The organism is Profundibacter amoris (assembly GCF_003544895.1).
Taxonomy (GTDB): Bacteria; Pseudomonadota; Alphaproteobacteria; order Rhodobacterales; family Rhodobacteraceae; genus Profundibacter; species Profundibacter amoris.
Genome location: NZ_CP032125.1, coordinates 3,500,799 through 3,521,552 on the forward strand (window position 1 = coordinate 3,500,799; position 20,754 = coordinate 3,521,552).

Sequence of the window (20,754 nt, forward strand, 5' to 3'; positions counted from 1 at the left end):
TAGGGTGGGGCCTTAGGGAAACGTATCCGAAGGGGAAACACATGGCCGAAGGTGATCTGAGCGAGATTGGCGAAGATAAAACGCTGCTTCTTGTTGATGACGACGAGCCGTTTCTAAAACGACTTGCCCGCGCAATGGAAAAGCGCGGCTTTGCGCCGGAAATGGCCAGTTCGGTTGCAGCCGGCAAGGCGATTGCCACGGCGCGCCCGCCGGCCTATGCGGTGGTTGATCTACGGCTCGAGGACGGTAACGGGCTGGATGTGGTCGAAGTGCTGCGCGAAAAGCGCCCCGATTGCCGGGTTGTGGTTCTGACGGGCTATGGCGCGATTGCAACAGCGGTTGCGGCTGTGAAAATCGGCGCGGTAGATTATCTGTCCAAACCCGCCGATGCCAATGACGTTACGGCGGCCCTGCTGGCCAAGCCAGACGAATTGCCCCCGCCCCCCGAAAACCCGATGTCGGCGGACCGCGTGCGCTGGGAACATATCCAGCGGGTGTACGAGTTGTGCGACCGGAATGTTTCCGAAACCGCGCGGCGCCTGAACATGCACCGCCGCACCCTGCAACGTATCCTCGCCAAACGCAGCCCGCGGTGAAACGCGCTATTTTCGCAGTGGTTGTTGCCCTGTCGGGTTGTGTATCCCCGCAACCTGAGCCGAAACCGATGCCGCAACGGATCATTCCCTATTCCGGCGGGTTGAAGATTGCCGATAGTGGCGGGCTGGAAATCAGCTTTGGCCGCGCGCAGGCAGGTGTGGAAAAGGCGATTGACCGGCTGGTTGGCTCGACAATTATTGACGGTGTGGATGATGGGGCCGGTTGCGAGTTGCGAAGCTGGTCCGGCACGGGGTTATCGCTAATCTTTGACAAAGGGGCGTTTGTCGGCTGGATCGCAGGGCCGCCCACATGGCCAGCGCCCAAACGATCAGCAGGGAATACCTGCGGTTGGGGTTAGGGTTTATCAGTAGCGTGAATATTGTCACCACCTGCACCCGTCATTTTTGCGTGTGGGTGTGTTTTGTGGAATTCTATTGGATAATATCCTACAATTTCAACCGCTTACTAAACCTATCAACCAATGTCCCGTCGTCCAGCGGCACCGCTTTGGCGACCGAGTGATCCTCAAACCCCATCTTTGAATAATAGGCCAACCCGCCGGTATTGTCGGCGCGGATGGTGGCGTCCAGCTCGGTAAAACCCAGCGCGGGCGCGGCCTGACGGGTGGCGGCGAACAGGGCGGTGCCGATGCCGCGTGTGGTGCGTCCGACCTTTGCAAAGGTGGCGATGATGCCAAGGGTTTTGGGCAGATCGGGATAAGCCTCGAGCGATTGATAGCCCAGCAAGGCATCTGTTTCGCGGTCCCGCGCGATATGGATGCAGCCGGTTGTTTGCAGTTTGCGTATAAACCCCTGCATATCCTCGGTTGTCCATTCTTTTTGAAAGGCGGTTGTGCCACCGATGCGGATGATTTCATTCAACAGCACGGCCATTTCGGCGGCATCATCGGGTGTGGCTTGGCGTATAATCATGATGCCTACTTACAGCACTTCAGCCATTTGATAAACACCGCCAACTTGTCCGGCATCGCCTCTTTTCGGGTGACCAGATAATAGCCCAGTGAGCCGGATTTTGCGCTGAACAGCTTTACCAGCCGGTTGTTTTCCAGATCATGTTCCACGACCGCTTTGGTCAATATCGCAACACCGTAACCGGATCGTGCTGCAAGATGCACCAGCGTGGCGGTCGGGAATTCGGTTGTGTCCAGATGCTCCAGTTCGAAATTCTGTTCCGCGGCCCATAGCATCATTTCCCGCCGGTCGGATTCGATCAGCCATTTGGCGTCTTTCAGGTCATCAAGACTGCGGATATTCCGATCGCCGATATAGTCCTTTGAGGCAACCACGATGAATTGCGCCGAGGTCAGATATTCGCTTTGATACCCCGCCCATACCCCGTTGCCATAGCGGATCGCCAGATCCACGCCATCACGGCGCAGATCGACCAGCTTGCGGCCGGGCAGCAGGGCCAGTTCTATCTCGGGATGGTCCGCCCAGAAATCGCCAAGACGCGGCATTAGCCAGCTTTCGGCAAAGGTCGGGGTCAGGGCGATTTTCAGAGGGCGGTCATCGGTTTCGGCTTTTAGGTCATTCACGCCGGCCTGAATGGTCAGGAATCCTTCGTTCAGGGATGTGGCAAGGCGCTGGCCGGCGGGGGTCAGTTCCATCTTGCGTCCCTGCCGGAAAATCATGCCTTGGGCAAAGAAATCTTCCAGCCCGCGCACATGCTGGGCGATGGCGGCATGGGTGACATTCAGCTCGCGCCCTGCGGCGCTGAAACTGTTTAGCCGCGCGGTGGCCTCGAATGCGCGCAGGGCCGACAGGGATGGGATTTGGCGCCAGTCCATAAATTACCTTTGATAGTTAAACTTACATATTGAAAATCTTACAGATTCGATCTGTCAACGCAATATCGATAAATCTAGTGCATCACAGGAACGAAAGGAAACGATATGTTAGGAATATTTGCAAGTGCGATGCGTATCGCCACCCGCACAGAAAAGAACCATGAGGCCGCCATGCGGCGCTATCGGGCCAAGCAAGAGGCCGAACAGCGCAACAGGGAATATTACCGCCGCTGGTTGCTGACTTCAAAAGATCGCTGGTAACTACAGATTGCGCATCAATTCGTTGTGACGGGCGGTAAAATCCCGTCGTACGGCCAGCGGTGGGCGCAAATGGATGCGCAATCCGTTGACAAGATCAGAGGCGGGCTTGCCGAACAGTTTGTCCGCCTCTTCTACTGTAAAACCGGCGATCTGGGTCGCTTCCAGCCATGCGCTGATTTTGTCGGCTTTCTTGATTTGCTTTTTCACCGCAACAGGCAATGCCGCAGGCAGGCCAAAGCGGATGTGAATCGCAGCGGTCAGGCGATCATCCAGCAGGCCATAATCCGGCCCAACGGCGGATTTCACTGGCGAAATCATATCCCCGATCACATATTCCGGCGCGTCATGCAGCAGCGCGGCCAGCCGCCATTTCACCGGTGCTTTGGGCTGGATCAGGGCGTAAATTTGTTCCACCAGCAGCGAATGTTCAGCCACGGAATAGGCGTAATCGCCGATGGTTTGCCCATTCCAGCGCGCCACAAAGGCCAGACCGTGTGCGATGTCCTCGACTTCGATGTCCATCGGGGTCGGGTCCAGCAGGTCCAGCCGGCGACCGGAAAGCATACGTTGCCATGCGCGGGGTTGTTGGGCCATGTTTGATATTCCTTGGTGTTGTCCAGAAACGGCTCGCAAAGAGTGACGCATTTGTGTGCGGTAGTCATTCGCAAATTTCGGCTAGCAGGTCCATTTTATTATCAGGCGAACCTGAAATCGCCTGTAACCCGTCCCGGCTGTTCAATATGCTTTTCAGCGGGGTCATAACCCAAAGGAGACCAGTTATGTTTAAACGTATCGTCACCGCCGCCCTTGTATTTGGCACGCTTGCGCTTGCGCCCCCGGTGCAGGCGCAGGCCCTATGTGCAGAAAGAAGTGTTATCACCGATCGTCTGGAAAGCCGTTTTCACGAGACCTATCAGGGGGCCGGACTGCAAAGCACCACCAGTCTGGTAGAAATCTGGAGTTCCGATGAAACAGGCACATGGACGCTGTTGTTGTCACGCGCAGACGGGACAAGCTGTGTGATTGCCTCGGGTCAGAATTGGCAGTTCGACCAGACCGAAGAAGTGGCGGGAATCGCCAGTTAATCAGTTGATAAGTTGCCCTTACTACCAAGCGGTGTTATTTGCGCCCTCAATCTGTATCTGAACCGCAAGGAAAATGCCCAATGGCAACCGATTATATTGTAAAAGACATCGAACTGGCCGCATACGGCCGCAAGGAACTGGATATCGCCGAAACCGAAATGCCGGGCCTGATGGCGCTGCGCGAAGAATATGGCGACAGCAAGCCGCTGAAAGGCGCGCGGATTGCCGGTAGCCTGCATATGACCATCCAGACAGCGGTTCTGATCGAAACACTGGTGGCGCTCGGGGCCGAAGTGCGCTGGGCATCCTGCAACATCTTTTCTACGCAGGACCACGCGGCGGCTGTGATAGCGGCAGCGGACATTCCGGTTTTCGCCGTCAAAGGCCAGTCGCTGGTTGAACACTGGGATTATCAGGATCGTATCTTCCTGTTCGAAGAAGGCACTTGTAACCTGATTCTGGACGATGGTGGCGATGCCACCCTTTATATCTTGTTGGGCGCCCGCGCCGAAGCAGGCGAAACCGAATTGCTGGAAAACCCGCAGTCCGAAGAAGAAGAAGCCATCTATGCGCAGATCAAAAAGCGCATGGCCTCCAGCCCCGGGTGGTTTACTGCCCAGCGCGACGCGATCAAGGGTGTTTCCGAGGAAACCACAACCGGCGTTCACCGCCTGTATGAACTGGTAAAACAGGGTCAGCTGCCCTTCCCGGCGATCAACGTGAATGACTCGGTTACCAAATCGAAATTCGACAACAAATACGGCTGTAAGGAATCGTTGGTTGACGGTATTCGCCGCGCCACCGACACCATGATGGCCGGCAAGGTTGCCGTGGTTTGCGGTTATGGCGATGTTGGCAAAGGGTCCGCCGCGTCCCTGTCCGGTGCCGGTGCCCGCGTGAAAGTGACCGAAGTTGACCCGATCTGCGCCCTTCAGGCCGCGATGGACGGGTTCGAGGTGGTGCGTCTGGAAGATGTGGTCGACAGCGCCGACATCTTTGTCACCACCACCGGCAACAAGGACGTGATCCGCATCGAGCATATGCGGGCGATGAAGGACATGGCGATTGTCGGCAACATCGGCCACTTTGACAACGAAATCCAGGTTGCCGCGCTGAAAAACCACAAATGGACCAACATCAAGGATCAGGTGGATATGATCGAAATGCCATCCGGCAACCGTATCATTCTGCTGTCCGAGGGTCGTCTGCTGAACCTTGGCAATGCCACCGGTCACCCCAGCTTCGTGATGTCCGCGTCCTTTACCAACCAGACGCTGGCCCAGATCGAACTGTGGACCAAAGGCGACGAGTACAAGAACGACGTTTACATCCTGCCCAAGCATCTCGATGAAAAAGTTGCCCGTCTGCACCTTGCCCGCATCGGCGTGAATCTGTCGGTTCTGGACAAAGAGCAAGCGGATTATATCGGCGTATCGGTTGATGGCCCTTACAAGCCGGAACACTACCGCTACTAATCAGCGCAAATAAACCGCAGAAAATATCGGGCATCATGTCCGGTATTTTTTTTGCCTGCGATTCCAGAGCATGTCGTTCGACCCGATCACAGATGTGAATGAATCGGGCGCAAGGGCCAATAATTAGAATGTATCCGACGGAATACGCTACTTCCCGCTAACCGGATTTCCCCCAATTGGCCGCAGTTTGCCGAATAACACATCACCGGCTTTGTGATTTGTTTCGTCCTTTGGTCTGCCGATAGGCAGGGTTTTGACCTGTGCAACGGGATCACCCTGTTGTCCGGTCAACAACAAAGTAACGAGGAGAAAATAATGAAACACATAAAATCGGCAGCCCTCGCAATTGCCCTTCTGATGCCTGCGACTGTTATGGCACAGGACTGGGGCGGCTTTTACGGCGGCCTGCAAATCGGTCGCGGAGATTTCGGACTGGATGGCACGGCAACCACGACAGATAACACATATGGTGTTTTTGGCGGCTATAATCAGGATTTCGGAAGCTATGTTCTGGGTCTGGAACTGGAAGCCGAAGGCTCCAACATCACGACCTCTGGCGGCACCGATCTGGACAGTCAATACGGCGCCAAGGCCCGCGCCGGTTACAAGGTTGGCAACGGGTTGATTTTCGCAACGCTTGGTTACGCGGTTATCGACACATCCAATCTGGGGACTGGCCGCGGTGCGACCTATGGGATTGGTTATGATCATACCATAACAGACAGGATGTTTTTCGGTATTGAATACCAGCGCCATGATATTGGTAATCTTTCCGGTGCAATTCCCGATGCCGAGCTGGATCAGGTTTCCGTAAGGGCAGGTTTCCGCTTCTAGTCTGAATAGAAAAGTCAGGCGCTGGAACGGCTTGCGCCTGACGCATCATATGTGACAAACATGCCGAATTTTTCCCTTTGTGCAGGTATATTCTTGGGCTATCGTGTCGTCACGCGCCGTTTTGGCGTTTTGTAACACGGCAGAAATGCCAAATTGGTGGGAGTAAAACCTTATGGGTAAAAGAGACGACCTGATCGCGCAGTATGCAGATGATCTGAAAAACAAATGCGGCATGACACCTGACATGGATCTGCTGACAAAAGTAACCATCGGCTGTGGCCCAGCAATTTATAATGCCGATGCCTCGACTGTTGCAGGCAGCGACAAATCCGAGCTGGAAACAGTCAAGAACAACTTTCTGATGAAGAAGTTGGGACTGTCCGACAGCCCCGCACTGATGGAAGCAATCGATTCCGTGATTGAAACGTATGGCCGCTCCGAGCGCAACAAATACCGCGCTGTAGTTTACTATATGCTGACCAAGCATTTTGGCAAAGAGTCCGTATACGGTTAAACCCCGATAACAGTTTTTGCAAAGCGCCCGCCATTTTGGCGGGCGTTTTCGTTAACGGAACAGGTTGGATTTGAACCATATTGGCGACACTTGGCGTTTGAATGGAATCGCCACTTGGCCTAGGGTTATCTGTATCGGGCCAGGATGGCCGGAACCTTTTTATATTCACGTGTGGTGCTAAGGGAGCACGTGGGGTGATGGGGGGTTCCGGGGGGTCGGGACCCCCCAGTTTTTTCCAGCAACAGTTTTAGAAATCACCTTCTGCGGCGCGGGTCAGGATGTCTTGCATGATGTCTTTGACTTCCAGCGCTTCTTTCAGCAGTTCCGGTGGCAGGGTTTTGCCGCCATAGATCATCATGTCCATATCCAGCGTGTATATCCATAGTTGGCCTGTTTCATCCTCGACCAGTGACACACGACAGGGCAGATAGGCGGCATAGGCCAGATCATGTTCGATCATCTTGGCGGCGGTCAGCGGGTTGCAATACAGATAGATATTCAGTTTGCGCCAAGATGTGCCTTTCATCGCAGCCACCTGATCGCCCAGCGGCAGTTCACCAACGCCACGGATATTCCGGTCAATCGCCACTTGTTTGATCGACTGGTCCACATCCTCAAAGGTCAGACCCTCGGCCACCTTGGCCTTCCAAACCGTCGCGGCGGCACCGTTGCCGGTTTCGGCCAGCCGGTCCATCATGCCTTTGTAGGTGTCAAACGCCTGATCGTCGAACCCGTCAAAGGCGGTTTTGTATTTATACAGCGCCGGCCCCAGCCAGACAGCAAGCCCGATGGCGACAACCCCCAGAAGGGCAAGAATGTTGCGGATAAATGTCATTGTAAGTCTCCAGATTGCCTGTTGGCGGTAATATATTAGAATACATGAATATAGAGATTGGGCAAATGGCTGTTTCAGAATTTTTCTTCAAGTCCGCCAAGTTCGCAAACAATGCGCCATTCTTCGGGTGTGACCGGCTGCACAGAAAGGCGGGAATTCCTGACCAGCACCATATCGGCAAGTCGCGGGTCATCCTTGCACATTTGCAGGGTGACAGGGTTTGGCAATGTTTTCACCGCTTTGATGTCCACACATTCCCAGCGCGGATCATCCGTGGTGCTGTCCTGATGCGCCTCGGCGATCACTTCGACAATGCCGACGATCATCTTGTCCTTTTGTGACAGGTAGAAAAACCCCAAATCCCCCACCTGCATCTGCCGCATGAAATTGCGTGCCTGATAATTGCGCACGCCATCCCATTCTTCTCCTTCCTCGCCTTTGGCCAACTGGTCTTCCCAGCTCCAGGTCGAGGCCTCGGATTTGAACAACCAATAGGACATCAGCCAATCACCTTTTTCCATTCGCGCAGGGTGGTAGATTGAAACAACCCCGTCTTGGCGTAGGGGTCATTTTCGGCCCATGTTTCGGCCTCGGACATATTGCCGACGTTCAGGATCAGCAGCGAGCCGCACATGTTGCCATCCGCATCCAGAAACGGGCCGGCAAGGTCCACGACACCGGTTTCCGCAACATAGGCAAGGTGTGCTTCGCGGTTGTCCATACGGATCTGTAGGGCGTCGGGTTTGTCGATGGCGATCAGGCAAACAAGCATCGGGTCACTCCTTTTTCAACGGGCGGGAAAGCAAGGCCTCCATCGCCTTCTGGATGGTGGTTTTTTCGGTCAGAACGGCGGCAATCACCTCGGTGATCGGCATTTCAACATTACGGTTTTTGGCAAGGTTAGAGACTGCCAGAGCCGTTTTCGCCCCCTCGACTGTGATATTCGGGTCAAAGGGTTTGCCTTGCCCCAGGGCCAGCCCGTAGGAATAGTTTCGCGACTGCTCGGACGTGCAGGTCAGGGTCAAATCTCCGAACCCCGACAGGCCAGACAGTGTTTGCGCCTTGGCCCCCATGTCCTGCGCCAGCCGCTGCATTTCCGCATAGCCGCGCGTCATTACCGCAGCGCGTGCGCTTTCACCCAGTCCGGCACCCATTGCGGCGCCGCAAGCTATGGCGACCACGTTTTTCAACGCCCCGCCCAGTTCGGCGCCAGTGGTGTCGGTGGTGCGGTACAGGCGCAGATTTTCGGTGGATAGTCGGGTTTGCAACATCGCGCCGATCGTGTCATCCGCGCAGGCCAGTGTCAGGGCGGTGGGCAGGCCACGGGCGATGTCATTGGCAAAGCTGGGACCGGTCAGGATGGCGGGGGTCGCTGTGGGACAGATTTGTGCCAGCGTAGCAACGGGGCCAAGGCCGGTTTGCAGATCGACCCCCTTGCAACAGGCGACAAGCGGGTGGTTGGCCAGCAGGTCAGCGTGTTCGGTGGTGAAACGGGCCAGTTGTTGCATCGGGGTTGCCAGCAGCAGGATTTCAGCCTGTGTGGCGATTTCAATATCGGCGGTGACAGTCAGGGAATCGGGAAAGCGATGGCCGGACAGGCGTTTGGCATTTTCGCGGTCCGCTTGCATCATTTTCGCATGGTCCGCATCCCGCGCCCACAGGATGACGGGTTGACCACTCCGCGCCAGTGAAATTGCCAGTGCGGTGCCGAATGCACCTGCGCCAAGGACGGAAATGCTCATGCCTTTGCCCCTTTCTTGCCCGATCCCAACATGGCGGGGCTGGTCCGGTCAAGGGGCCAGCGGGGGCGGGCGGACAGGGTCAGATCATCACGATGACCCGCGCGGAATTGCTCCAGCCCTGCCCAGGCGATCATTGCGGCGTTATCGGTGCATAGCGCCAGTGGCGGGGCGGTGAAGCTGGTGTTGTTATCGGCGCAAACAGTCTCTAACACGGCGCGAAGTTGCTGATTTGCGGCAACTCCTCCAGCCACTGCCAGGGTGGGCTGCGCAGGGTTCAGCTCCTGATACAGCGTCAATGCACGGCGGGTTTTTTCGGCCAGAACATCGGAAACAGCGGTTTGAAAACTGGCGCACAGATCGGCGCGGTCCTGCTGGCGCAGGCCGCCGTGTTCCGCCACCAGCTTGTCGCGGGTGCGCAGCAGGGCAGTTTTCAGGCCGGAAAAGGACATGTCGCAGCCGGGCCGGTCCAGCAGCGGGCGCGGCAAGGGGAAACGTTTTGCATCCCCCTTGTGCGCCTCGGCCTCGACCGCAGGGCCGCCGGGTTGGGGCAGACCCAGCAGTTTGGCGGTTTTATCAAACGCCTCGCCGGGGGCATCATCGATGGTGCCGCCAAGGCGGGTGAAATCGTCCACACCCTTGGCGATCAGAAACTGGCAATGGCCACCGGATACCAACAGCATCAAGTAAGGGAACGCGGCTTCGTCTGTCAGGCGCGGAGTCAGGGCGTGACCGGCAAGGTGGTTCACCCCGATCAGCGGCTTGCCGGAACCGGCGGACAACCCCTTGGCACACATCACGCCGGACAGCACACCGCCAATCAGGCCGGGGCCGGAGGTAACGGCGATTGCGTCGATATCCGTCAGTGTTAGAGCCGCTTTTTGCAAGGCTTGTTCAACACACAGGTCAATCTTTTCCGCATGCGCACGGGCGGCAATTTCGGGCACGACGCCACCGAAACCGGCGTGCAGGTCAACCTGCCCGACCACCACAGAGGACAGGATTGCGGCCGCATCCCCTGCCGTTTGGCGCACCACGGCGGCGGCGGTATCGTCACAGCTGCTTTCCAGCCCCAGAATGGTAAGTGTTTGTGTCATGGCCCTGCCGGTTGCGATATGGATCATAGGCAGGTAACACCGAAGGGGCCTAACAGACAATCCCGACAGGTAATTATGCTCGATCACCGCCCCACTGTCCTATTGACCCGCCCGCAGGCACAGGCCGAACGGTTTGCGCAGGCCCTGCGGGATGTTCCGGTGGTGATTTCCCCCCTGATGCGGATTGAACAACAGCCGCTGGATGTGGACCTGACGGGGTATCGCGGGCTGGTGTTTACCTCGGAAAACGGGGTGCTGGCCTGTCCGGTTTGCACCCTGCCTGCCTATTGTGTTGGCGACAGGACAGCGCAGGCGGCGCGCGCGGCGGGGATGCGCGCGGTTTCGGCCAAGGGATCGGCGGATGATCTGGTGCGCCTGATTGTGGATCGGGCCATTGAAGGGCCGCTTCTGCATGTTCGCGGGGAACATACGCGGGGGGGTGTGGTGGGTAAATTGCACGCGCTGGGGATACAGGTGGACGAGGTTGTGGGTTACCAGCAAATAGCCCAACCGCTAAACCAACAGGCGCGGGAATTGTTAGGGGGTGAAAGCATTGTGATTCTTCCCCTTTTCTCGCCACGCACGGCCAGGCTATTTGTTGTCGATGTGGGCCGGATCGGGGCGCATGTTCGGGTTGTGGCGATAAGTGATGCCGTCAAGGCGGCTTTGGCAGGCAGCGGGCTAAGCGATATCACAGTCGCCAAAGCACCGGATGCCAAGGGAATGATTGCAGCGATACAGGGACGTATCGACGCATGAGATGCGCTTGAGGATGGTTCGATCCAAGAGTAGGCTGGTGCCGTAAAACGGTATTTGATTTCAAATCGATTCGAGGGGGTTTTCGTCGTGGCTACTGCAAAGAAACCGGCGCGGGGCAATGGTACCAAAGGCGGGAAAGACGCCAAATCCAAAGATATGATCGAGGATGCGGTGGTGGTAGAGAAACCGGCCAAGCCTAAGAAGACCAAGGTCGAGGACAAACCGGCGGGCGCCAACGATACGCCAAAAGATGATACACCAAAATCTGACAAGCCGAAATCGGTATTTATGCCGATGCTGTTGGGGGGTGTGTTATCCGGTGCAATCGGGTTTGGCGCGGCGAGCTATTATTTCATGAATCGCCCCTCTGATGTTGAACAGAATCTGGCCAAGGTTCAGGCGACACTGCAAAGCCAGCAAACCGCGCTAAAAGATGTGACGACGCAGGTTGGCGGTTTGCCGGATGCCGTTGAGGGCGCAAAGATCGAAGCAAGTGCGGCGGTTGCTGCGTTGGCATCGACCACCGCTGACAAGGATAAAGAGCTTTCCGCAACCTTGGCAGATTTGACCAGCAAGCTTGAAGATATAGAAGCACGGCTGACCACGCTTGAAAAACGCCCTGTAGCCGAAGGCGGCATGACAAGCGAAGCCGCTGCAGCCTACGAGCGTGAATTGCAGACCATGCGTGATTTGCTGGCGACCCAGCGTGCGGATATTGAAAAACTGGCGGCCGAAGCGACAGCGAAAATCGAAGGTGTGGCACAGCAGGCAGCCGAAGCCGAGAAAAGCGCCGAGCAAACAGCCAAAGCGACAGCCGTCAAAGTGGCCGTCGCGCAATTGCAATCGGCGCTGGACAATGGCGGTGCGTTTGAAGCCACCGTCACGAATTTGGCCGAGGCCGGTGTGGATGTTCCACAGGTGTTAAAGGACGCTGCCAAGGGTGGCGTGCCAACCCTGCTGGATTTGCAGGAAACCTACCCACAGGCCGCGCGGGCCGGTTTGGCCGCGTCAGTCAAGGCGACAACGGGCGAGGGCGTGGGCGACAAGATTGGTGCGTTTTTTCGGTCTCAGGTCGGGGCACGGTCGCTGGCACCGCGCGAAGGCGATGATCCGGATGCCGTTTTGTCCCGTGCCGAGGCGGCACTGGGCAAAGGCGATATTGCCGCTGTGGTTGCGCTGATCGGCGCCCTGCCAGAAGAAGGTCAGGCGGCGATGACCGGTTGGGTAGAACAGGCCGAAACGCGTTTGCAGGCGGTCGAGGCCGTGCGCGCGCTGGCTGACAGTTTAAACGGTAACTAAGGAAATAACATGCTCTGGTCCCTGATCAAAATTCTGCTTTTTGTTGCCGCGATTGCGGGGGCAACCTTTGGTGCCGGTTATCTGATGGAAACCGGGTCCAGCGTGGTGATTACCGTTGCCAACACCGAATTCGTTATCGGTCCGCTGATGATGGTGCTGCTGGCCGTGGCGCTGCTGGTCGGGGTCTGGTTGCTGCTGAAGGTCATGGGCCTGCTGATCGCCACGTTCAAATTTCTGAACGGCGATGAAACAGCGATTTCCCGCTATTTTGACCGCAACCGCGAAAAACGTGGCTACGAGGCATTGTCCGAAGGGATGCTGGCGCTGGCTTCCGGCGAAGGACGGGTTGCGATGGCCAAGGCGGCCAAGGCCGAAAAGTATCTGAACAAGCCCGAGCTGACCAATCTTCTAAGCGCGCAGGCCGCCGAAATGACCGGCGACAAACGCAAGGCCGAAGAAGTTTACAAACGCCTGTTGCAGGATGACAAAACCCGTTTCGTCGGGGTGCGCGGGATCATGAAGCAAAAACTGGCCGAGGGGGATACCGAAACCGCCCTGCTGTTGGCCGAAAAGGCCTTTGCCATCAAACCCAAGCACGAGGAAACGCAGGATACCCTGTTGCGCCTGCAAGCCAGCAAAGAGGATTGGGGCGGGGCACGCAAGACCCTTGGTGCCAAGCTGAAAACCGGCACCTTGCCGCGTGATGTGCACCGGCGGCGCGATGCGGTTCTGGCCCTGTCCGAGGCCCGCAATGCGCTGGCCGCTGGCGATACCGCCAAGGCAAACGAGGCCGCTATCGAGGCCAACCGCCTGTCGCCCGATCTGGTGCCCGCCGCTGTAATGGCCGCCAGTGTTTATACGGAAATGGGCAAACTGCGTCCTGCCGCGCGGGTGATCAAAAAGGCGTGGGAGGCAAACCCCCATCCCGATCTGGCCGCCGCTTTTGCCGCGATTGCGCCGGATGAAACGCCCGAGGCCCGTCTGAAACGGTTCCGCGCACTGACCAAGCTGAAACCGGACCACCCCGAAACCCGGATGTTGCTGGCCGAACTGAACATCGCCGCCAAGGATTTTCCCGCCGCCCGCAAGGCGCTGGGTGATCTGGTGGAGACCGATCCGACCGCGCGATCGCTAACCATTATGGCAGCGATTGAACGTGGCGAAGGGTCGGACGACACAGTTGTACGTGGCTGGCTGACCAAGGCACTGACCGCATCACGCGGGCCGCAATGGGTTTGCGACAATTGCCACAGCGTCCACAGCGAATGGGCGCCGGTTTGTCATAACTGCGAGAGTTTCGATTCCCTAAGCTGGGTGGTTCCGTCCGAGGGCGAAGTCGCGATGCCCGCCTCGACCGAAATGCTGCCGCTGATCGTTGGCGCACTAGAGGACAAGGTAGAAGACCCCGTTGAGGAGCCTGTGGTAGAAGCCGAGGTTCTGTCCGAATCCGAGCCTGCCCCGGAAGAACCCGAGGTGGTTGCCGATGGCGAGGTTGTGGCGCTGGGCGGGGATGAAAAACCTGTAAATTAGGGCTACCGTTTTTTGGGAAAGCTGGGTAAAACCACGCCAATGCCGCATTAGCTCAGCTGGTAGAGCAATTGCTTCGTAAGTAATGGGTCGGGGGTTCAAGTCCCTCATGCGGCACCACTTATATTGTAAGTGATTCCTGTTCGGATATTACATAAGGTAATATGCTGGCTACAAAGGCCTCGATAAATTCCAGCGTGATGATGGATGGCGACGTGGTAATTGGTCTGACCACGGACAGGGTATGCGGGACGACGGGGCGAAACGGGCGCATATCGACGTTTTTGTCCAGAAATTGCACCGCATCCAGTTCGCTGATCACAGACACGCCGTTGCCTTGGGAAACAAAGGTGCAGGCGGCTGTAAACTGGCGGATTTCGATCCATGTCGGAATCTTGATGCCACGGCTGGAAAAGGCCTGTTCCAGCGATTTGAAAAACGCGCTGTCGCGGCGTGTATGGATAAGGCGCTCACCGGCAATATCTTCGGGCCAGATTTCGGTTTTTTCGCCCAAGGGATGGCCTTTGGGGAAAATACAGACCGTGCGTATGCCGTAACTTTTGCTTTCGGTGGCGGGGTGGCGGGGGCGCCCGTCGGTGATGCCGCAGTCGTATTGTTCACCGATGATCCATTCCATGATCCGCTCGGGACGGTCCGGTTCAAGGGTAATTGTGACCCCCGGTTTGCTTTCTAGAAATTGCGATAAAACCTTGGGTAAATGGCTGGTTGCGAACCCCGGCAGGCAGGCGATGCGCAGATGGCCTGCCGCACGTTCGGGAATGTCGCGCTTCAGGGTTTCAAGGCGTTGCAGCCCTTCCAGAACCTGCTGCACTTCGGTCAGCAAATAGCGGGCTTCGGGTGTGGGTTCCAGACGGCCGTGATGGCGGGTGAACAAGGTGAATCCGACAGAATTTCCGAAGCTGGACAACAGACGGCTAACGGCGGGTTGGGAAATGCCCAGTTGTGCGGCGGCACCGGTGACACTGCCAAGGCTGGCAACCGAGTTGAATGCTTGTAACTGTCTAAGGCTGAGTGACACGTTTTATTCCTTGATCAGGTAAATGGTTTTGAACGTCATTCATATAACATTATGTTATAATTAGAAGCCTGAAATAGTGTTTGCATTATCTTTTTGGGTATGTTCCGATGATCCTAATCTTGCGGTTCATCGGGGCTACAGATCATGGGGAAATTCATTTTTCTGTTGTCATGATTCTGTCACCGGTTTGCAGATAAAGAACGAGTCATGTGACACATGGCAAACAAAGGGAGAATGCTATGAATTTATTCAAGAAACTTGCGGTCGGTGCAGTGACATCCATGTCGCTGATGGCCAGTGCCGCATATGCACAGGTCGAAATCCAGTGGTGGCACGCGATGGGCGGTCGTCTGGGCGAAGTGGTTGAAGAGATCGCGGCAAAATACAACGCGTCCCAAAGCGAATATGTTGTGGTTCCGACCTATAAGGGCGGTTACGAGGACACAATGACAGCGGGTATCGCTGCGTTCCGCGCCAAGCAGCAGCCGAATATCATCCAGATTTTCGATGCCGGTGCCGCAACCATCATCTATTCCAAGGGCGCCGTTGTTCCGGTGGCCGATCTGCTGGAAAAATATGCCGGTGGCTTTGACAGCACCGACTATATCGAAGGTGTTCGCTATTTCTATGCCGACAACGAAGGCAAGATGATCGGCATGCCGTTCAACTCCTCGACACCTCTGCTGTATTACAACAAGGATATTTTTGCCAAGGTCGGTCTGGATGGCCCGCCCGCGACCTGGGAAGAGCTGGAAGCAATGGCGCCGAAGCTGAAAGAAGCCGGATATCAGGCGCTGGCCCAAAGCCACAGCCCGTGGATCTGGGCCGAGAATTTCATGAGCCGTCACAACCTGCCATTGGCAACCGCCAACAACGGTTATGATTCAACCGATGTGAAAATCCTCTACAACACGCCTGAACTGCGCATGCACTGGACCAAGGTCAAGGAATGGCTGGACAAGGGCTGGTACGGTTACTATGGACGTGGCTGGGGCGACAATCAGGACGCATTTGTGCAGCAGAAAGTTGCAATGTGGCTGGGTTCGTCCGGCTCCTTCGGCGGTTTGACAAAAAGTGCTGAATTCAAATTCGGCGCGGCCTATCTGCCTTACTGGAAAAGTGTTGTAGACGAGCCGACATCGACCTTCATCGGGGGTGCGGCCCTGTTTGCCATGGCCGGCAAGAGCGAAGAGGAAAACAAAGGCGTTGCCGATTTCCTCAAGTTCCTGACCAATCCCGAAATGCAGTATTTCTGGCATCGTGAAACCGGCTATGTTCCGATCACAAACGCTGCTTATGAAATGGCCAAGGCTGACGGCTATTACGATACTACACCGGACGCCGAGATCGGTATTCTGCAGCTGACACAGAAAAGCGGCGAATGGACCAAGGGCTATCGTCTGGGCTTCTATGTGCAGATCCGCGAAGTTATGTATAAAAACTTCGAGGATATCCTGTCTGGCAAAGCATCGGTAGAAGATGCCTTTGCCGCAATCGAGAAAGACGGTAACGCATTGTTGGCCCGCTTCCACGATACATATAAATAAGCCATACTGTGGCCAGCGGAGGTAAGACTCTGCTGGCCATTTTCAATACCCGGAAAGCATCTGCTGAATGAAACGCGTCCAGTTTGAACACAGCCCGATCCCCTATCTGTTTGTGGCACCGCAGCTGCTGATTATTGCCATCTTTTTCCTGTGGCCTGCCGGTCAGGCCGTTTACCAGTCGTTCCTGCTTGAGGACGCTTTCGGGCTGTCCTCGCAATTTGTCTGGTTCCGCAACTATTCCGATACGATTTTCAACGAAAGCTGGCTTCAGTCCGCATGGTTCACCGCGATCTTTTCCACTCTGGTGACGTTTCTGTCGCTGGGTCTTGCCCTGTTATTGGCCGTAAAGGCGAACGAGGTAATCCGCGGTGCGAGTACCTATAAAACGTTGTTGATGTGGGCCTATGCGATTGCGCCGCCGGTGGCCGGCCTGATGGGCAATCTGATGTTCAACCCGCTGATCGGGGACATGTACCATTTCATGAACTCGTTCGGGTATGATTTCGATCACAAGCTGCATGAAACAGACGCTGCATTTGTCGTGATCCTGATTTCTGTCTGGAAACAGGTCAGCGTGAATTTCATCTTTTTCCTCTCCGGCCTTCAGGGCATCCCGAAATCCGTAACCGAAGCCGCGACGATGGATTGCAAAAGCCCGACGCGCCGGTTCTGGACCATCACCTTTCCGCTGCTGGCACCGACAACGTTTTTCCTGATGGTCACCAACATCACCTATGCGTTTTTCGAAACCTTCGGCATCATCGACACCACTACGCAGGGGGCACCGGGCGGGGCGACGACAACGCTGGTTTACAAGGTGTTTCAGGACGGCTTTCGCGGGGCGGACATCGGCGGGTCATCCGCGCAATCAGTGGTTCTGATGCTGGTGGTTCTGGTTCTGACGGTGATCCAGTTCCGGTTTATCGAGCGCAAAGTGCATTATTAGGGGGATGGGAAAAATGAACAGACATACCGCAATCACCCATTTCATCCTGATCATCGGGGCCATGTTCATGACGCTGCCGGTCTGGGTGGCCTTCATGACATCCACCCACGCGCCGGAAACCATCCTGCGTGAAGGGCTGCAATTCTGGCCCGGCGGGCATTTTCTGGAGACCTATAACGAAGTGCTGTTCGAGCCGGGCGGCGTGATGAAAAAGGTCACAGCACTTGGCATGATGAAGAACAGCCTGATACTGGGTATCGGGTTTTCGGTGGGCAAGGTGATCATTTCGATGTTTGCCGCTTATGCCATTGTCTATTTCCGGTTCCGCATGGCGAATTTCCTGTTCTGGATCATCTTCATGACGCTGCTGCTGCCGCTCGAGGTTCGCATCATTCCGTCCTACAAGGTGGTTGCCGATCTGGGCCTGCTGGACACCCACACCGGCCTGATTGTACCGCTGATTGCCTCGGCCACGGGGACATTCTTTTTCAGGCAGTTCTTTCGCTCGGTGCCCGATGAAATCCTGGAAGCGGCGCGTCTGGACGGGGCCAGCGCATGGCGGTTCTTCATCGATATTCTGGTGCCCCTGTCGAAAACCATGATTGCGGCCATTCTGATCATCATGTTCGTGGTCGGCTGGAACCAGTATTTGTGGCCGCTGATCATGACCACCAAAGAAGAAAACTATACGCTCGTGATCGGGATCAAACAGATTTACCAGGTGTTGAACGAAGGCGGCGAGTTGCCGCAATTCCAGAAGGCATTTGCGCTGACCATTCTGGCGACATTGCCGCCGGTTCTGGTGGTGCTGGTATTTCAGAAATGGTTCGTCAAGGGCCTTGTGGAGAGTGAGAAATAATGGCTGGAGTTGAACTAAAGGGTGTTCGCAAGGTTTACCCGAACGGGGCCGAGGCAATCCGTGGCGTGGACATGCAGATCGCGGATGGCGAACTGGTGGTCTTCGTTGGCCCGTCCGGCTGTGGCAAGTCGACTTTGCTGCGGATGGTGGCGGGGCTGGAAACCATCACCGAAGGGGAAATCTCAATCGGGGATCGGGTGATCAACGATGTATCGCCATCGGATCGCGATGTGGCGATGGTGTTCCAGAACTACGCCCTGTATCCGCATATGACGGTTCGCGGGAACATGTCCTATGGTCTGAAAAACCGCAAAATCCCCAAGGACGAGATTAGGCGGATCGTCGAGGAAACCGCCAGGATGCTGAGGATTGACGATTATCTGGATCGTCAGCCGAACGAACTGTCCGGCGGCCAGCGCCAGCGGGTTGCGATGGGTCGGGCGATTGTGCGCAACCCCAAGGTTTTCCTGTTTGACGAACCGCTGTCCAATCTGGATGCCAAACTGCGGGTGCAGATGCGGATCGAAATCAAGCGCCTGCAACGGCGGATGAATGTCACCAGCATCTATGTGACCCACGACCAGACCGAGGCGATGACTCTGGCCGACCGTCTGGCCGTGATCAACGAGGGCCGCGTCGAGCAGATGGGCGCCCCGATGGAGCTGTACTCAAACCCCAGAACCCTGTTTGTTGCGTCCTTTATTGGCGCGCCGCAAATGAACCTGATCCCGGTCCGGTTTGACGGAACGGATCTGGGGGATGGTGTCAGCCGTTTCGCGGGCTTTTCCGATCTGCCGATGGACACCGATCTGGTGCTGGGTGTGCGGCCGGATATCCTGTCAATCACTGCCGATGGCCAACTGGATTTTCGCGTGGATCTGGTGGAACAGCACGGTGGTGAAAACCTGATTTACGGCACGATTGTCGGATCGGATCAGGGGACCGCGCACGGGTTGGAAATTTGCCTGAAGGCCAATCAGCAAATGTTGCCCAAGGTCGAGGATACGCTGCAATTGGGGTTTGACCCGACAAAGGCGTTCGTATTCCGCAAAGACACCGGTGAACGCCTGATTTAAGTTTAGGTGAACTGCCGATAGGCTTTGATGGCAACGGCTGAAATCACCACCCAGACACCGGTGCGGATTATCATTGCACCGACGGTGCGCATTTCATAGGCCGTGCCCTGCATGACAACCACACCGAAGGCCGCAAAGACCAAAGCGGTGGCAATGGCAATCCAGATCGACAGCTTCAGCCCCCAGTCCAGCCGTTTGGCCAAACCATAAGCCGCCGCCAGATAGGCAAAGCCGGCGATAAAGTTGAACCACAGCACAAAGGGCACGGCATTGCCGACCTCTTTGTTGCCGCTCAGGGCCATGCCGCCCGAGAACACTGTCAAAAGGCCAAACAAGGCAGCAACAACAACGACGATTTTCAAGGACAGGCTGAAGGGGCGCGGATTGGACATGATAGATTCCTTTTCGGGCAGGAAGGGTTTTAGTTATAGAGCGCTAACTAAAATATCCTTGTTCAAGAGTCAATGCATCAGGTTGCACTGATAGCAATATACCAACAATTTGAAAGGTTAAGCGTGTGTTTACTTGCGCCTGCTACTCCTGTCCTTGGGTGAATAAAACGAGGTGGTGGGATGAGTGCGCAACAAAACGCGCCAGTCATTATCATCAAGCGTAAAAAAGTCATAGCTGGCGGCGGGCACCATGGTGGTGCATGGAAAGTTGCCTATGCTGACTTTGTGACGGCCATGATGGCCTTCTTTATGCTGATGTGGCTGTTGAACGCGACAACTGAAAGTCAACGCAAAGGGATCGCGGACTATTTTAGCCCGTCAATTCCATTGGCCCGAATATCGGGCGGGGGTGATGGTGCCTTTGGCGGGGACAGTGTCTTTACCGAAGAAACCCTTGCCCGCAACGGGACAGGGGCGGCGGTAACGATGCCTTCTGCGATGGATGGGTCTGATGGCCACAACAGTGAGGAATCGGACAATTTATCCGAGGTGGAATCACTGTTATCCGGTGGCGGTGGCGAAAGCATGGTGATGGATAACGCCATGCGCCACATTATGACCCGCGTAACGGATGAGGGTCTGATCATCGAGATTTTTGATCTCGAGGATGAACCCCTTTTTGAACAGGGCACAACAACGCCTACCCCAATGCTATTGGATATTACACGAATGATGGCCGAAGTATTCGGGATTGTTACCAATGATCTGGCCGTAAACGGGCATACACGTTCAGAGCCGGTTGTGCTGATGAACAATCCTGTTTGGGATTTGTCACAATCCCGCGCCGATCAGCTGCGCCAATTGCTTGAGAGCGGCGGGTTTGATGCAGAGCGCATTCAACGTGTGACAGGGTATGCCGACCGAAAACCGGCAGTTACAAATCCGATGTCGCCACGCAATAACAGGATGGAACTGATCCTTCTAAGGTCAGAGGATTAGCCAGAAAATGCAAAATTGTTGTCAGGTGAAAAGGCGTATGTTAGGATTCCCTATTCACTTTGATGAC

Annotated in this window: 25 protein-coding genes and 1 tRNA gene; 16 read left to right on the top strand and 10 right to left on the bottom strand. The window is 55.9% G+C overall.

Annotated features, from left to right (window positions below):
• Nucleotides 1–41 precede the first annotated feature (41 nt).
• Nucleotides 42–596: an ActR/PrrA/RegA family redox response regulator transcription factor gene (locus BAR1_RS17495; protein WP_118944218.1), complete on the top strand. Its 555-nt coding sequence runs from the start codon at nt 42–44 to the stop codon at nt 594–596.
• Complete coding sequence (locus BAR1_RS17500; protein WP_118944219.1) at nt 593–955, top strand: hypothetical protein; 363 nt, start codon at nt 593–595, stop codon at nt 953–955. The genes BAR1_RS17495 and BAR1_RS17500 overlap by 4 nt, the downstream gene beginning before the upstream one ends.
• An 88-nt stretch (nt 956–1,043) precedes the next feature.
• Here the strand turns inward: BAR1_RS17500 and BAR1_RS17505 are convergent, their stop codons facing one another.
• Nucleotides 1,044–1,529 carry a GNAT family N-acetyltransferase gene (locus BAR1_RS17505; protein WP_118944220.1) on the bottom strand — a complete coding sequence of 162 codons (486 nt, stop codon included), beginning with the start codon at nt 1,527–1,529 and terminating at the stop codon, nt 1,044–1,046.
• Between the two features lie 5 nt (nt 1,530–1,534).
• Nucleotides 1,535–2,404, bottom strand: a complete 870-nt coding sequence (locus BAR1_RS17510; RefSeq protein ID WP_118944221.1) for a LysR family transcriptional regulator — start codon at nt 2,402–2,404, stop codon at nt 1,535–1,537.
• A 105-nt stretch (nt 2,405–2,509) separates the two neighbouring features.
• On the opposite strand from BAR1_RS17510, the gene BAR1_RS18080 reads away from it, so the two are divergent.
• Entirely contained in the window at nt 2,510–2,665 is a 156-nt protein-coding gene (locus BAR1_RS18080; protein WP_162891832.1) for a hypothetical protein, read from the top strand.
• Here the strand turns inward: BAR1_RS18080 and BAR1_RS17515 are convergent, their stop codons facing one another.
• Complete coding sequence (locus tag BAR1_RS17515; protein WP_118944222.1) at nt 2,666–3,259, bottom strand: YfbR-like 5'-deoxynucleotidase; 594 nt, start codon at nt 3,257–3,259, stop codon at nt 2,666–2,668.
• Nucleotides 3,260–3,444: 185 nt separating this feature from the next.
• Here BAR1_RS17515 and BAR1_RS17520 point away from each other — a divergent pair, with 185 nt between their 5' ends.
• The 4 genes from BAR1_RS17520 (at nt 3,445) to BAR1_RS17535 (ending at nt 6,573) form a co-directional block, all read left to right on the top strand.
• Nucleotides 3,445–3,750 (top strand): hypothetical protein, encoded by a 306-nt coding sequence (locus BAR1_RS17520; RefSeq protein ID WP_118944223.1) that lies wholly within the window; start codon nt 3,445–3,447, stop codon nt 3,748–3,750.
• 80 nt (nt 3,751–3,830) lie between these two features.
• On the top strand, nt 3,831–5,225 hold the full coding sequence (gene ahcY, locus BAR1_RS17525) for an adenosylhomocysteinase (protein ID WP_118944224.1): 1,395 nt from the start codon (nt 3,831–3,833) through the stop codon (nt 5,223–5,225).
• A 315-nt stretch (nt 5,226–5,540) separates the two neighbouring features.
• Nucleotides 5,541–6,059 (top strand): porin family protein, encoded by a 519-nt coding sequence (locus BAR1_RS17530; protein WP_118944225.1) that lies wholly within the window; start codon nt 5,541–5,543, stop codon nt 6,057–6,059.
• A 172-nt stretch (nt 6,060–6,231) separates the two neighbouring features.
• Nucleotides 6,232–6,573, top strand: coding sequence for a DUF2853 family protein (locus BAR1_RS17535; RefSeq protein ID WP_118944226.1), 342 nt, complete (start codon nt 6,232–6,234; stop codon nt 6,571–6,573).
• Between the two features lie 247 nt (nt 6,574–6,820).
• Here BAR1_RS17535 and BAR1_RS17540 read toward each other — a convergent pair whose 3' ends face one another.
• From BAR1_RS17540 to tsaD, 5 genes are all read right to left on the bottom strand, one after another.
• Nucleotides 6,821–7,408, bottom strand: a complete 588-nt coding sequence (locus BAR1_RS17540) for a DUF302 domain-containing protein (RefSeq protein ID WP_118944227.1) — start codon at nt 7,406–7,408, stop codon at nt 6,821–6,823.
• Between the two features lie 74 nt (nt 7,409–7,482).
• Nucleotides 7,483–7,908, bottom strand: a complete 426-nt coding sequence (locus BAR1_RS17545) for an EVE domain-containing protein (protein ID WP_118944228.1) — start codon at nt 7,906–7,908, stop codon at nt 7,483–7,485.
• Complete coding sequence (locus tag BAR1_RS17550) at nt 7,908–8,180, bottom strand: YciI family protein (protein WP_118944229.1); 273 nt, start codon at nt 8,178–8,180, stop codon at nt 7,908–7,910. The genes BAR1_RS17545 and BAR1_RS17550 overlap by 1 nt, the downstream gene beginning before the upstream one ends.
• Nucleotides 8,181–8,184: 4 nt before the next feature.
• Nucleotides 8,185–9,150, bottom strand: coding sequence for an NAD(P)H-dependent glycerol-3-phosphate dehydrogenase (locus BAR1_RS17555; protein WP_118944230.1), 966 nt, complete (start codon nt 9,148–9,150; stop codon nt 8,185–8,187).
• Entirely contained in the window at nt 9,147–10,244 is a 1,098-nt protein-coding gene (gene tsaD, locus BAR1_RS17560; protein ID WP_118944231.1) for a tRNA (adenosine(37)-N6)-threonylcarbamoyltransferase complex transferase subunit TsaD, read from the bottom strand. Before tsaD ends, BAR1_RS17555 begins: the two co-directional genes overlap by 4 nt.
• Before the next feature lie 75 nt (nt 10,245–10,319).
• Between tsaD and BAR1_RS17565 the strand changes: the two genes are divergently transcribed.
• The 4 genes from BAR1_RS17565 (at nt 10,320) to BAR1_RS17580 (ending at nt 13,949) form a co-directional block, all read left to right on the top strand.
• Complete coding sequence (locus tag BAR1_RS17565; protein WP_162891833.1) at nt 10,320–11,003, top strand: uroporphyrinogen-III synthase; 684 nt, start codon at nt 10,320–10,322, stop codon at nt 11,001–11,003.
• An 87-nt stretch (nt 11,004–11,090) separates the two neighbouring features.
• Nucleotides 11,091–12,302 (top strand): COG4223 family protein, encoded by a 1,212-nt coding sequence (locus tag BAR1_RS17570; RefSeq protein ID WP_118944233.1) that lies wholly within the window; start codon nt 11,091–11,093, stop codon nt 12,300–12,302.
• 9 nt (nt 12,303–12,311) lie between these two features.
• Nucleotides 12,312–13,832, top strand: a complete 1,521-nt coding sequence (locus BAR1_RS17575; protein WP_118944234.1) for a heme biosynthesis protein HemY — start codon at nt 12,312–12,314, stop codon at nt 13,830–13,832.
• Nucleotides 13,833–13,873: 41 nt separating this feature from the next.
• A tRNA-Thr gene (locus BAR1_RS17580) sits at nt 13,874–13,949 on the top strand.
• A 1-nt stretch (nt 13,950) separates the two neighbouring features.
• On the opposite strand, the gene BAR1_RS17585 is transcribed toward BAR1_RS17580, so the two are convergent.
• Nucleotides 13,951–14,868: a LysR substrate-binding domain-containing protein gene (locus BAR1_RS17585; protein WP_118944235.1), complete on the bottom strand. Its 918-nt coding sequence runs from the start codon at nt 14,866–14,868 to the stop codon at nt 13,951–13,953.
• A 239-nt stretch (nt 14,869–15,107) separates the two neighbouring features.
• On the opposite strand from BAR1_RS17585, the gene BAR1_RS17590 reads away from it, so the two are divergent.
• The 4 genes from BAR1_RS17590 to ugpC all read left to right on the top strand — a co-directional run bounded on the left by BAR1_RS17590 (nt 15,108) and on the right by ugpC (nt 19,296).
• A complete protein-coding gene (locus tag BAR1_RS17590; RefSeq protein ID WP_118944236.1) occupies nt 15,108–16,415 on the top strand; it encodes an extracellular solute-binding protein in 1,308 nt (435 codons plus the stop codon).
• A gap of 67 nt (nt 16,416–16,482) precedes the next feature.
• The gene (locus BAR1_RS17595) at nt 16,483–17,361 is read left to right on the top strand and encodes an ABC transporter permease subunit (protein ID WP_118944237.1); all 879 of its coding nucleotides are present in this window, start codon (nt 16,483–16,485) and stop codon (nt 17,359–17,361) included.
• 13 nt (nt 17,362–17,374) lie between these two features.
• Nucleotides 17,375–18,220, top strand: a complete 846-nt coding sequence (locus BAR1_RS17600) for an ABC transporter permease subunit (protein ID WP_118944558.1) — start codon at nt 17,375–17,377, stop codon at nt 18,218–18,220.
• Nucleotides 18,220–19,296 carry a sn-glycerol-3-phosphate ABC transporter ATP-binding protein UgpC gene (gene ugpC, locus BAR1_RS17605; RefSeq protein ID WP_118944238.1) on the top strand — a complete coding sequence of 359 codons (1,077 nt, stop codon included), beginning with the start codon at nt 18,220–18,222 and terminating at the stop codon, nt 19,294–19,296. The genes BAR1_RS17600 and ugpC overlap by 1 nt, the downstream gene beginning before the upstream one ends.
• 2 nt (nt 19,297–19,298) lie before the next feature.
• Here the strand turns inward: ugpC and BAR1_RS17610 are convergent, their stop codons facing one another.
• Nucleotides 19,299–19,688 (bottom strand): hypothetical protein, encoded by a 390-nt coding sequence (locus BAR1_RS17610; protein WP_118944239.1) that lies wholly within the window; start codon nt 19,686–19,688, stop codon nt 19,299–19,301.
• Nucleotides 19,689–19,868: 180 nt separating this feature from the next.
• Between BAR1_RS17610 and BAR1_RS17615 the strand changes: the two genes are divergently transcribed.
• Nucleotides 19,869–20,687: a flagellar motor protein MotB gene (locus tag BAR1_RS17615; RefSeq protein WP_118944240.1), complete on the top strand. Its 819-nt coding sequence runs from the start codon at nt 19,869–19,871 to the stop codon at nt 20,685–20,687.
• The last annotated feature ends 67 nt before the right edge of the window (nt 20,688–20,754 follow it).